The organism is Caballeronia insecticola, from assembly GCF_000402035.1.
GTDB classification, from domain to species: Bacteria; Pseudomonadota; Gammaproteobacteria; order Burkholderiales; family Burkholderiaceae; genus Caballeronia; species Caballeronia insecticola.
On sequence record NC_021289.1, the window covers coordinates 958,602 to 971,513 of the forward strand.

Sequence of the window (12,912 nt, forward strand, 5' to 3'; positions counted from 1 at the left end):
TTAAGCACAATAGCGGCCCCTGAAGCAAGGAACCGGGCGATGAAACGATTTGCCTTATTGATGACCTCTCTCGCGGCGCTGAGCCTCGCGCCGCACGCACACGCCGCGCCGTCGCAACTCGCGGCCACGACTTCGTGGATCGGCAACAGCTTCGGTTTCGGCGACGGCAAATGGATGCAGCAGGACATCCAGGCGCTCGACGTCGCCGCCGACGGCACCGTCTACACCAACTCGCCGTGGGACGAGAGCGGCGCCGAGATCGCCGCCTACCGCAACGGCGACCGCATTGCGGTGGCGGGCGCGACGCACGGCTGGGGCGCGGCGGGCGGCGACGCCGTCACGTCGAACGGCAGCTATCTCTACGCCGCGATGTCGATCGGCAATCAGGGCGGCGGGCTCGTCGGCGCGGACTATCCGCCGAACGGCTATACGTGGTTCGGCATCACGCGGCGCGCGATCGGCAATATCGCGCAGGGCGCGCCGTTCGCGGGCGGCGTGGGGAACAGCGCGAACGCGTCGAAGAACAGTTTCCTGATCGTCGATACCGTTCCCGCCAGCACCGACGCCGGCATTCGCGGGCTCGCGGCGAACGAGAGCGAACTTTTCGTCGCCGATCAATATTCGAACCGCATCATCGTGTTCGATGCGAATACGATGCGCCGCAAACGCGCGTTCGATGTCGCGACGGCGGCACCGGGCAAACGTATCGGACGCATTGCGCTCGATGCGGACGGATCGCTGTGGATCATCGCGGGCGCGTCGATCGTGCACTATTCGGCGGCAGGCGCGCAGCTCGGCGGCGCGCCGGTGCTGCCCAACGGCGCCGTGCCCGCGGATCTCACGATAGCGCCGTCGGGCGACCTCTATATCGCCGATATCGGACCGGCCCAGCAAATCCGTCCGTACAAAAAAACCGCCGCGGGCATGCTGTTGGCCGCGGCGCCCGTCGGCACGTTGAACGGCGTGAATCACGCGCCCGCAGGCAAGATCGAGGCGGGGCGGCTGAACTTCGTGACCGGTATCGGCTTCGATGCGGCGGGCAATCTGTACGTCGGCCAGAACGGCGAAGGACCGCGCGCGCTGAACTCGGCTTCGGTCGGCTCGGGCGCGGTGCTGCAGGCGTTCAAGGGCATCTCGCGTTCGCTGCTGTGGGAACTCGACGGCCTCGTGTTCGTCGACGGCGCGGCCTTCGATCCGGGCGCGCCGAACACCGTCTACACCGGCTCGAAAATCTTTACGATCGACTGGACCAAGCCGCCCGGCAAGCAATGGACCTACGCGGCCTATACCGTCGATCGTATCGGCTATCCGGACGATCCGGAACTGCATATCGGGCGCGACGTGCGCGGCGAACCGATGGTGCGGCGTCTCAACGGCAACCGGCCCTATCTGTACACGCTCGATCCGTATTCGCACGAACTCTACGTACATCGCTTCGATACGGCGCACGGCAGTATCGCGATTCCGTCGGGCATGTTCGCGGAAAGCTTCATTGCGGGCGGCTTTCCGGCGAATCAGCCGGCGTGGGGCGAATGGATGTGGCGCGACATCGACGGCGACGGCCGCCTCGACGACACCGAATTCACCGCCAATCCCGCGACGGGCAGCGCGGTCGGCAACAGCTTTATCTGGGTCGATGCGACGGGCGGCGTCTGGTTCGGCACGCCGACGAGCGGCATTCGCCAGATGCCGGTGCAAAGCTTCGATGCGCTCGGCAATCCGGTCTATTCGTACGCGGCGGCGAAGACCTACGCGATGCCCGCGCCGTTCACGCGCATCGGACGTGTGCTGTATGTCGCCGAAACGGACACGATGTACATCACGGGCTTCACGCAAGCCGTTCCTTACGATGCCACGCGCTGGAAAGAAGCCGGACCGTATCTCGCGCGCTACGACAACTGGAGCGCGGGCACGCCGGTCATGACGTACGGCATTGCGCTGCCGTGGAATACCGCGAGCACGCCACCCGTGACGACTGTCGGCCTTGCGACGGCGGGCGATTATCTGTTCGTCGCGGAGCTATATACGCAGAAGATCGACGTGTACGACGCGCGCACCGGCGCGCCGGTCGGCTACATGACGCCGGGCGCGAATGTAGGCGGCACGAGCGGCCATGTGGATGTGGAACTGGGGATCAGCGCAATGCGGCGGGCGAACGGAGAGTATGTCGTCCTCGTGGAAGACGACGCCCGCGCGAAGATCTTGATGTATCAGTGGACGCCGTAAAGCGCGCCGTCATGCCTTCGCTACGCTTTCGAATGACGCGCGGCGAGCGTGGCAAGATCGCGGCGCACCCAGTCGGCATCGGCGGCGAATTTTTCGTCCGACATGCCCGGCTGACGAAACAGCGTGAGCGCCACTTCCGCGCCCGCGCCGTTCTGAAACACCCGCAGCGGCACATACACTTCGTCGCCGTTCGGAAGAGACACGCGATGATCCATCACGCCGAACGCGTTGTGGCCGGTAAAGCGAATCGTTACATCGCCTGCCGGCCCGCGAGCGCGCCAGTGATCGCCGCAGTCTTCCAGCGTGGATTGCGCGAGCCCCGACGCCCAGGTCGGGAACACGTCGGGACGCCAGATCGCGTCATAAAGCTCGCGCCAGTCGCGCCCGATAAACACGGCGATGGTCCGCGTTTCCATGGCGCGCGTCCGTCAGCCTTCGATCTTCGACATGACCGCCGTCGCCTGATCGTAGCGGTAGCCCTTCTGCGCGAGTTGCTGCGACATCTTGTCCCCGATCAGCCTCTGTTGCGCCTCGCGCAAGACCAGTTCGTGATCCGGCTTCAGACGCTCCAGTTCGACCGCGAGCCTGCGCATGAGCGCGACTTCGCCGGTGCTGCGGGCATCGATGAAAAGAATCTTTTCGCTGGCCACGTCCAGACGCTGACGCAGGTCTTTCGCGTAGGTGACCCATTGCTCGGCGTTGGCACGCAGTTCGTCGTAGGCCTTCGAATGCGACTTGGCCTGCGCCGAAATCTGCCGCTGCAGCGAAGCGATTTCCGCCTCGTCGCTCTGCTCTTTCTCGACGAGGCGCTTCGCGAGGTCCGTCGCGTTTTTCTCCGCCGCTTCGGCGCGTTCGCGCAGCGCGTTCACTTCGCCGGACACGCGTGCCAGTTCGGCGCTTTCGGCCGTCCGTTCTTCGGTCAGGCGGCCGAGTTGCGTCCGCGCTTCTTCCAGTTCGCCGTTCATGCGCTGAATCTGCTCGCGCTGCGCCGATGCTTCGTCGCCATGCGTGGCCGATGTCTCGCGCTCCGACGCCAGCGCCGTACGCGCTTCGTTCAGTTCGGCTTCCAGCGCGGCGATGCGCTCGAGGCTCTCGCTTGCGCGCGATTCGGCGGCTTGCGCACGCGCGGTCGTTTCTTCCGAATGCGCTTGCGACGTCTGGTTCAACGCGGCGTGCTCGTCGCGTGCTGCATCGCGTTCCTGCACGATGCGCGCAATTTCGTCGTCCTTACCCGCGATGAGCGTCTGCGCGCTCGCATGATCCTGCCGAACCTGATCGCGTTCCTGCTCGATGCGCGCGATCTCTTCGTCCTTGCCGGCGATGAGCGTCTGCGCGCTCGCATGATCCTGCCGGACCTGGTCGCGTTCCTGCTCGATGCGCGCAATCTCTTCGTCCTTTCCGGCGATGAGCGTCTGCACGCTTGCGTGATCCTGCCGGACCTGATCGCGTTCCTGCGTGATGCGCGCGATCTCTTCGTCCTTGCCGGCGATCATCGAGCTCAGCGTTTCGTTCGTGCGGCGCTGCTCTTCGAGCGATTCTTTCACGGCCTGCAATTGCGACTGTTCCATCGCTGCGCGCGCCTCGACGGCCTGCGCGCGCGCCGTGGCTTCGGCGAACTCTTCCCGCACGCGCGCAATCGCTTCCTCGGATTCGCGCAGCTTGGCCGCGAGATCGTCCAGTTCCTGACGATGCTTCGCGGCATCCGCGTTCGTCCGTTCGAATTCGGCGAGCGCTTCGTCGCGCTCGTACAGCGCCGTGGAGAGCCGCTGGCTCGTCGCGGAAAGACGCTGACCGGCGGCGCGCTCGGTCTCGTCGCGTGAAACCGACCAGAGCCGGCGCGCCACGTTCATGAGCGAGTCGGCGAGGTCGTCGGGCAAGGCGGCCGGGGCCGGTTGCGGGGTGTGCGTCTGTTGCGCGTCGCGCCAGCGCTGCAGGCCGGCGCCGATGGCGACGATCGACGCGCCGCGCGCCTCCGCCCAGACGGTTACAGGGGAGACCTTGCGGCCTTCGGCGCTCAGGCGGTCGGCGATCGAAGCGATCTGCTCGTCGGTGATGATGTCTACGTCGTTGGGCATATTGCGCCTCGAAATCAGTGGCGTCGCACGCAAAAAACTGCGATACGTTGTTACATTTGGCGGAATCCGCGTCGGGCGGAAATGGATGATACCGACTTTCCGCGAACATCTTTCACAGTGCGTCACAAGCCGCGCGTGAAGGTCATTTTTCAACGAGAGTGTATCGCCTGCGCCACTGCCAATTCGAGTGCATCTGTCGCAAAAAAACGTATCGGGTCCGAACGGTCGATTTCGTTCGGACCCGATGCCGCCGGTTGCACGACGCTTACGGCCGCGCGTACACGGAGCCGAGGCCGATGACGCCGGAATCCGTCGAGCGCGCGCCCGACACCGCGCTGCCGTTCGCCGACGCGCCATAGGCCGTGACGCCTTTCTGCGCGTTCAGGCGCGCCTGCGCGGCCTCGATGTTGCGCGGATATTGCGTCTGGTCGCTCGACGGATCGTAGCCGGCCTGTTCCAGCTCGACGAGTTGAGCGCGCACTTCGGCGCGGGTGACCGGCTGATTCGATTGTGCGAACGACAAGGCCGGAAGCGCGAGCGCCACGGCAACGATAAGCGATTGAATGCTTTTCATGATTTCAACCTCCAGAGAATGTGATGGATGTCTGCCCGGCGATTCGCCGTTTGTTTTCGAATCGTTCGGGCCTGGAGGTATTAAAACCGCGGGACGTATCTGGCATGTTTCGCGTAAGCGGCGTTATGAGTCGCCGTGTGTCGTCCGGCCATGCGGATACAGTGCGATACAAACCGGCCGTCGAGGACCGCATGCGGTCTACAATCGGCGTGGCCGTATCGCGGCGCGAAACGATCTCGATCAATCACGGAGGAGAGCCATGCAGACCCCGCGTCCATCGCTGAACGCCTTGCGCGCGTTCGAGGCCGTGGCGCGCCTGCGCAGCATGACGCTGGCCGCGCAGGAACTGTGCGTTACGCACGGCGCGATCAGCCGTCAGGTCAAGGCGCTGGAGGACACGCTCGGCATCACGCTGCTTGTGCGCTCGGCACAGTCGTCGGACCCGACGCCCGAAGGCAAGCGTCTCGCCGAGGGCCTGACGACCGCGTTCAGTCTCATCGATGCGAGCATCGAGCAACTCAAGCCCGAGCCGCTCACGCTGTCGTGCTCGGCGAGCATCATGATGAACTGGCTGATTCCGCGTATCGCGGGGTTTCATCGGCGTTATCCGCAGACCGAGCTCAAGTTCAACATGAACTACGACCAGATCGATTTCGTGCGCGACAAGATCAGCGTCGCGATTCGCGCGAGCACCATCGCGCCGCCGAAAGACGCGATCACGCGCAGGCTCATCGACGAATGGATCGGCCCGGTGTGCTCGCCGGAGTATGCGCAATCGATCGGCCTGGCCGCGCCCGCGGATCTCGCGCGCGCGAAGCTGCTCAGCACGCGCACGCGTCCCGAAGCGTGGTCCGACTGGTTCGCCGCGACGGACAGCGCGCCCGTATCCGGCGCGCTCACCGATGTCTACGAGCACTTCTACCTGCTGATTCAGGCCGCCGCATGCGGTCTGGGCGTCGCGCTCGCGCCGCAGATGCTCGTCATGAACGACCTCGTTTCCGGCAAGCTGATCGCACCGTTCGGCTTCGCGCCGGGGCCGCGTCAACTGGTGTTGTGGATCGCGCCGCATCTGCGCGCCCACGCCGATGTCGCGCAGCTCGAACAGTGGTTGAGCGAAGAGATGAACGAGAGTCTGAAGGAGATGACGGCGTTTTTGCGTGCGTCGGATGGCGCGATGCTTGGAGGGGGATGAGTTTGGTGTGGCGCGCGTTGGTGCGTGAGGGATGGAAGTGGTATGGCTTAGGTTCGAACGACTGCGCGTTGGGGCGCTTGACGAGCCTTGATGGCGCTTAAGCCCATCCCAGTTATGCGCGTGCGGATTCGGTTGTCCATGACGGGAGTCGAAGTCAATATCTACGGCCGAACTTCTACCGCGATATTCAACGGCACGTCCAGAGTGTTGTAGGACGGTTGCCATTTGCCGAATCCAAATACCACACGTTCCTCTCTCGTCTCCTTATTTTGCTTAGGAAACGAGAATATCGAACGTCGTGGCTTTCCCTGACGAACCAGGGTCGTCAAAATTTGTATTGCGGTTTTTTGGCAAGCTAAGCAGGAAGCACCGCCATCGAGTCGAAGCCGATCAATACATTGATCATCGAAATAACTCAACTTCGATGATTCATCGCATCGAAATCATCACGCGCCCGCCCGCACCGCGCCGAAGAACGACACGCCGCCGATCTGCCCGCCCTTCAGCACGATCTCGAGGCCGTCGCGCGCGGGGTCGTCGGACCATGCGCGGCACAGCGGCGCGCCCGGCGCCATGCCCGCCACGACGCTCAGCGCGGAGATGCCGAGCTTGCTCGCCACTTCGCCGGAACTGTCGCCGCCCGCGACGACCACGCGTCGCAACGGCGTGCGTTCGAGCAGCCGGCGCATGACGTCGGCGAGCGCTTCGCCCACTCGACGCGCGGCTTCGGCACGCGCAAGCGCAGCGTCGGCGGCGATGGCGTCGAAATCGAGCACGGCCGGATCGTCGGGGCCTTCGGCGCTGAACACCAGCGGGCTTTGGCCGCGGCTCACGGCGTGCGACGCGATGCCGACCACGCGTTCGACTTCGGCGTCGCGCGTCTGTGCATCGAGCGCGCGGCGCAAATCGAGCCGTTCGACGCAGAAGCCGTTGTCGCGCGCCCAGCGAATCTGCGCGGCCGTGACCGGCGAACAGCTTCCGCTGACGGCGGCGATCACATCGACAGCGGATGCCGTGGGCAAGCCCGGCGTCTGCGGAACGAGCCCGCACGCGCGCCAATGCGCCGCGAGCGCATATTGCAGCCCCGACGACGACGCCGTGAACACGCCTTCGCCGCGTGCGTCCCAGACGAGCTTGCCCGCCGCCGCGAGCGTGGCTTCGTCGAGCACGTCGATCATGACGACAGGTATATCGTCGCTCAGCAACGCGTGCAGATGCGGCTCGGCCTCGGGCGAACGCAGCCGCACGAAATCGACCAGCTCGATGCGCCGCGCCGTCTGGCGGCGCAAATGCACGCGCAAGTCGGCCTCGTTCATCGGCGTGACGGGATGACGCGACATCGTGGGGTGACGGTCGAGACGGAAGCCCTCGCCGTCCACCACCGCGAACAGATTGCCGAACGCCTGATAGCGCTTCAGACGCGGCGCGCCGACGATCATCGGCGACCACTTGCCGCGCATCTGCGTCACGCCGATGTCGATCGCGCGTCCGATCGAGCCCGTCTGCGGCGACGAATCGAATGTCGAGCACACCTTGTATTGCAGGACCGGCGCGCCGAGCGCCGCGAGGCTCGCGAAGGCGCGCGGCAATTCGTCGTCCATCCATTGCGGCGAGCGCCCGCGCGACGACCCCGCAAGCCCCACGCAGCGCACGTCCGGAAAGCGCGCGAGCAATTCGGGCGTGGGCGCTTGCAGGCACAGGAGCGTCGGCACGCCGGCGGCGGTCATCGCTTCCATGGCGTCGGTGGAGCCGGTGAAGTCGTCGCCGTAATAGGCGAGCAGCAGGCCGTCCGGCCATGCGGCATCGTTCGCGGCTGTCATGTCCAGAACTCCAGCGCGGCCTTCAACGCGGGATTGCGTTCGGCCTGACGGGCGATCGGCACGCCTTCGATCGCCGCGACCCACGCTTCGCGCAGCGCCTCGACGCCCGCCGCCACGCCGCCCGGATGGCCGAAGATGCCGCCGCCCGCCGTGTGGATCAGATCCGCGCAGCCGATCGCGGCGTACGTGTCCGCGGCTTGCAGGCCCGTCTGGCCGGAGCTGAAGACGGGCATCGCGGTCATCGGCGCGGCGTCCATGACGGGAGTGAGCACCGCGCGCGCCGCCGCAATCACGCTGTCGTCCGGCTCGCTGAACTTGTTGCGCAAGCCGTTCACATGCAGATGATCCGCGCCCGCGAGACGCCACAGCATCTGCCACGGCGCGTAGTCCCAGCCGAGCGCCGCGCTGCGCGTCAGATAGCCCCAGCCCGCACGATGCGCATGAATCGGCAACTGGCTGTGGCGGCGCAACTCGCGCATGCCGACGAGACCAATCGAGTTGAGCACCGCCATCACGCACGTTCCGCCCTGTTCGAGCACGAGATCGTGGCGGCGCTTCATTTCGTCGAGATCGCCGGTCACGTTGAACGCGACCATCACCTTCTTGCCGGTGCGTTCGGCGTGATCGTTCACGACGCGCATCACCGCGCGCACGCGTTCGTCGAACGGGCAATGCGAGCCGTCGGCCTGCAGTTCATCGTCCTTGATGAAATCGATGCCGCCCGCCACCAGCGCCTGCACCTGTTCCGCCGTCTGCGCAGGCGAGAGTCCCACGCTCGGCTTGATGATGGTGCCGATCAGCGGCCCGTGCGTTACGCCCGTCAGCGTGCGCGTGCCCTCGATGCCGAACGCCGGTCCCGGATACGCCTTTGCGAACGAAGCCGGCAGACGCAGGCCCGTCAACCGCAAGCCCGACACCTGCCGCAACTCGAACAGATTGCCCGCGATCGTCGACATCAGATTCGGCAGCGACGGCCCGAAGTTCTCGATCGGCCAGGAAAGTTCGAGCGCGCATTGCGTATAGCAGTTCGATGTTGCGCCGCCCGTGAGACTCGGCGTGTCGCTCGTGCCGAGCACGTCGAGCCGTTCGACGCGCGCGCCCGAACGCGCCTTCAGCTCCGGCGTTTCGTTGGGCAGCGCGATGAAGGTACCGCTCGACTGCTCGCCCGCGATGGTCTCGGCGGCAATACGCGGGTCGACGCCCGTTTCGAGCCAGTAAGTGGCGTGGATGCGTTCGGTCACAGTCATTTCCTCGATGGCGGTTCAATCATTCACATGCCGATGCCACGCGGCGCATCAGGTGATCCGGCGAATGCTCTCCGCGATTTCCTCGCGATCGAACACGTTTTTCCAGTCGTCGCGCATGAGACGCGGCTTGCCGAACTCGATCGCCTTGTTGCACGCATCGGAAAACGCGCCGGGAATCTCGTTGAAAATCACCGCGCCGAGAATGTTCATGTGGCCCAGCAGGAAGTCGCGCGCCGCCTGTTCGGGCACGCCGCGCCTGACGGTCTCGTCCATCGCCTCGCGCATCACGTAGAGCAGCGTCGCGCAGATCGTTTCCGAAAGACCCGGCTCCAGAATCGCCATCTGATCGACGGTCAGGCGATACGAGCGCAGGATCGGCGCGTAGATCACCTTCGCGACAGCTTCGCCGAGATCGAACGCCTCTTCCGGCCCCTGCATCAGCGCGCTGACGATCGACTGCTTCGCGTGCGCGCCGCCGAAGTGATCGTGGACCGACTTTTCGTCGAGGTCGTAATTGAAGATGATCGGATGACACGGATGCGCGACGAAGTACGTCAGGTCCTGGCGCTCCGGAAGATGGCCCGCGAACGGAGCGGCGGCGTCGAGGGTCATGATCATCGTGCCGGCGGGCAGTTTCGGCGCGATGGCATGCGAGAGCTTGCCGATGAGCGTGTCGGGCACCGCGAGGATGACGACCTGCGCGCCGTCGAGCGCCGCGTCCTCGGACACGCATTCGATGCCCAGTTCGTCCTTCAGACGCTTCTGCCCGGCCGCGCCCGGCTCGACGTGCGCCACGCGATAGTCCGATTTCAGCAGGTTGCTGGACAGGCGCACGCCCATCTTTCCGCCTGCGCCGAACAATGCAATTTTCTCGTTCATGTCGATATCTCCAATGTGTTTAATGTGCGTTAGCGGCGACGGCTTCGGGCGTCCGCTCCCGGCTGGTGCGTCCGATCGCCAGCGCGAGTGCGGCGGACATCAGCATCATGGCGCCGACGATCAGCATCGGCAGTTGATACGAGCCGGTCATGTCCTTCGCCATGCCGGTGATATACGGCGCGACGAAGCCCGCCAGATTGCCGACCGTGTTGATCAGCGCGATGCCGGCGGCAGCGGCCGCACCCGACAGAAAGCGCGCGGGCAGCGCCCAGAAGTTCGGCAGCGCGGAGAAGATCGCGCAGGCCAGCACGGTTATCACAGCGATGGTCGCGGCGGGCGAGCCCATCTGCATGGCGAGCGGCACGCTCACTGCGCCGATCAGCGCCGGCACCGCGATATGCCACGAGCGCACGCCGCGCCGGGTCGCGTCACGGCTCCACAGGAACAGCACGATGGCGGCCGGCAGATACGGAACCGCGGTGATCAGGCCTTTCTGGAACACGTTGAAGTGCGTGCCGAAGCGCGCCTCGAAGCCACCGATGATCGTCGGCAGGAAGAACGCGAGTGCGTACAGACCGTAGATCAGGCCGAAGTACATCAGCGCGAACAGCCAGACCCGGCCGCTCGTCAGCGCGGCAAGCGGATTGCCGTGGCCCTTGCTCGCCGATGCGCCCTTCGCGCGGTCTTCTTCGTCGAGACGCGCAACCAGCCAGTCGCGTTCGGCGGGCGTGAGCCATTTGGCGTCGGCGGGCTTGTCGGTCAGATAAAACCACGCAATCACGCCGACGAGAATGGCCGGAATCGCGACGCCAAAGAACATGATGCGCCAGCCGGCGAGATCGAAGAGCCCGTTCGCCTGAATCAGCAACGCGGCAAGCGGCGCACCGATGACGATGGTGAGCGGCTGCGCGAGATAGAACAGCGCGAGGATGTGGCTGCGATGCTTGGCGGGCACCCACATGCTGAGGAACAGAATCGCGCCGGGAAAGAAGCCCGCTTCAGCGACGCCCAGCAGAAAGCGCAGCGTTTACAGTCCGTTGATGCTGCTCACCCACGTGAACAGCAGCGCAACCACGCCCCACGTCACCATGATGCGCGCGAGCCAGCGGCGCGCGCCGAACTTGTGCAGCGCGAGATTGCTGGGAATCTCCAGCACGATATAGCCGACGAAAAACACGCCCGCCGCGAGTCCGAATTGCGCGGCGGTGAGACCCAGGTCCTTGTTCATCCCGTTCGGACCGGCGAAGGAGATCGCGGTCCGGTCGAGGAAGTTGATGAAGAACATCAGCGCGACGAACGGCACGAGCCGCCACGACACTTTCCTGATCGCCGATCGCTCGACGGACTGCGTTTCTGCAACGTTCATGTCTCCTCCAGACGTAGCGCACGGGTGTGGTCAACTGGTGCGATGAGTAGACCATCGTCGGGGAGTCGTAAATATAGGTGGAAACGTGTGAATCGCTCGATTTTTTCTCACATCTGCGTGCGGAAAATTCCATCTAAACGACGGTTTTTTGGGCTTCCGTCCAGATTAAAACTCACAACGATGACGTAATCTTCGCGGCAAAAAAAATGCCGCGCTGAGCACGGCATTCCAATGCGTTATGAATCGAAGCGTCAGGCAGCAAGACGCGCGGAACGCGGCGTTCCGCCTCCCCGGCTCACCGCCGCCAGCGCCGCGAGACTGATCACCGCCGTGAACATCATGTAGAAACTCGGCGCCGCCTTGCTCCCGGTCGCGCTCAGCAGCCAGATGATGATCGCGGGCGTGAACCCGCCGAACACCGTCACGCCGATGTTGTAGCCGATCGACATGCCCGTCGCGCGGGTCGACACCGGGAAAATCTCCGACATCAGCGCCGGCAGCGCGCCGAAGTAGATCGCCTTCAACAGCGCGAGCCACGCCACGAGCGCGAACAACGCCGGCACCGACACGTGCGACACGACATACGCGAACGCCGGATAGCCCGTCACGAACAACAGCAGCGCCGCCGTCGACATCTGCTTCACGCGGCCGATCCTGTCGGAGAGATGACCCGCGAACGGCGTGACCAGCGTCAGCATCAGGCCGCCGACCGTGCTTGCGGCGAATCCCGTCGATGCATCGAGATGCAACTCGCGGATCGCGAACGTCGGCACGTATTGCAGCAGATAGTTGACCGCCGTCGACACCGTCAGCGCGCCGATCGACACGAGCAGCAATGCCTTCTGATGCGTGAAGACATCGCGGATCGGCGTGGCCGTGTGCTGCGCTTCGGTGTAATCGGCGGCGTCTTCGAGATAGCGGCGCAGGAACAGGCCCGCCGGCCCGATCAGCAAGCCGAAGAAAAACGGAATGCGCCAGCCCCACGCCGCGAGTTCCGCCGCGGGCATCAGCTTGGCCAGCGCGAAGCCGAAGATCGAAGCCATCAGCGTGGCAAGCCCTTGCGTCGCGAACTGCCAGCTCGCGAGCAGGCCGCGCCGGTCGGGCGCATGCTCGATCAGCATCGCCGTCGAGGGGCCGAACTCGCCGCCCGCCGAAAAGCCCTGAATCAGCCGCGCGATGAACACGCCCGCCGGCGCGAACAGTCCGATCGACGCATACGTCGGAATCAGCGCGATGATCGCGGTGCCGATCATCATCAGCGCGACGGACATCATCAGCGCCGCTTTGCGCCCGCGCCGGTCGGCATAGGCGCCGAGCACCATGCCGCCGATCGGGCGCACCAGATACGACGCGCCGAACGAGCCGAACGTGAGCAGCATCGACGCCGTCTCGTTCGCGGCCGGGAAGAAGTTCTTCGCGATATACACGGCGAAGAACGCATAGATCGCGATGTCGAACCATTCAAGCGCGTTGCCGACCGAAGTCGCGAGCACGATCTGCGTCAGGCTCAGGGGCTTTTTCTTCATGATGTCC

The 12,912-nt window shown here is 64.9% G+C and carries 9 protein-coding genes and 1 pseudogene; 2 read left to right on the plus strand and 8 right to left on the minus strand.

Features of this window, described 5'->3' with window-relative positions; translation table 11 throughout:
* Window positions 1–39 precede the first annotated feature (39 nt).
* Entirely contained in the window at window positions 40–2,226 is a 2,187-nt protein-coding gene (locus BRPE64_RS29000; RefSeq protein WP_016348560.1) for an NHL repeat-containing protein, read from the plus strand.
* 20 nt (window positions 2,227–2,246) lie between these two features.
* On the opposite strand, the gene BRPE64_RS29005 is transcribed toward BRPE64_RS29000, so the two are convergent.
* From BRPE64_RS29005 to BRPE64_RS29015, 3 genes are all read right to left on the minus strand, one after another.
* Window positions 2,247–2,642 carry a hypothetical protein gene (locus BRPE64_RS29005; protein ID WP_016348561.1) on the minus strand — a complete coding sequence of 132 codons (396 nt, stop codon included), beginning with the start codon at window positions 2,640–2,642 and terminating at the stop codon, window positions 2,247–2,249.
* 12 nt (window positions 2,643–2,654) lie between these two features.
* The gene (locus BRPE64_RS29010) at window positions 2,655–4,301 is read right to left on the minus strand and encodes a DNA-binding protein (RefSeq protein ID WP_016348562.1); all 1,647 of its coding nucleotides are present in this window, start codon (window positions 4,299–4,301) and stop codon (window positions 2,655–2,657) included.
* 265 nt (window positions 4,302–4,566) lie between these two features.
* Window positions 4,567–4,875, minus strand: coding sequence for a DUF4148 domain-containing protein (locus tag BRPE64_RS29015; RefSeq protein ID WP_016348563.1), 309 nt, complete (start codon window positions 4,873–4,875; stop codon window positions 4,567–4,569).
* Between the two features lie 259 nt (window positions 4,876–5,134).
* Here BRPE64_RS29015 and BRPE64_RS29020 point away from each other — a divergent pair, with 259 nt between their 5' ends.
* Window positions 5,135–6,067: a LysR substrate-binding domain-containing protein gene (locus BRPE64_RS29020; protein WP_016348564.1), complete on the plus strand. Its 933-nt coding sequence runs from the start codon at window positions 5,135–5,137 to the stop codon at window positions 6,065–6,067.
* 446 nt (window positions 6,068–6,513) lie between these two features.
* Here BRPE64_RS29020 and oiaK read toward each other — a convergent pair whose 3' ends face one another.
* The 5 genes and pseudogenes from oiaK to BRPE64_RS29045 all read right to left on the minus strand — a co-directional run bounded on the left by oiaK (window position 6,514) and on the right by BRPE64_RS29045 (window position 12,908).
* Window positions 6,514–7,887: a 3-oxo-isoapionate kinase OiaK gene (gene oiaK, locus BRPE64_RS29025; RefSeq protein ID WP_016348565.1), complete on the minus strand. Its 1,374-nt coding sequence runs from the start codon at window positions 7,885–7,887 to the stop codon at window positions 6,514–6,516.
* Complete coding sequence (locus BRPE64_RS29030; RefSeq protein WP_173405483.1) at window positions 7,884–9,134, minus strand: ribulose-bisphosphate carboxylase large subunit family protein; 1,251 nt, start codon at window positions 9,132–9,134, stop codon at window positions 7,884–7,886. The genes oiaK and BRPE64_RS29030 overlap by 4 nt, the downstream gene beginning before the upstream one ends.
* A gap of 48 nt (window positions 9,135–9,182) precedes the next feature.
* The gene (locus BRPE64_RS29035; RefSeq protein WP_016348567.1) at window positions 9,183–10,013 is read right to left on the minus strand and encodes a phosphogluconate dehydrogenase C-terminal domain-containing protein; all 831 of its coding nucleotides are present in this window, start codon (window positions 10,011–10,013) and stop codon (window positions 9,183–9,185) included.
* 19 nt (window positions 10,014–10,032) lie between these two features.
* A pseudogene (locus BRPE64_RS29040) lies at window positions 10,033–11,379 on the minus strand (MFS transporter).
* 251 nt (window positions 11,380–11,630) lie between these two features.
* Entirely contained in the window at window positions 11,631–12,908 is a 1,278-nt protein-coding gene (locus BRPE64_RS29045; RefSeq protein ID WP_144063593.1) for an MFS transporter, read from the minus strand.
* Between the last annotated feature and the right edge of the window lie 4 nt (window positions 12,909–12,912).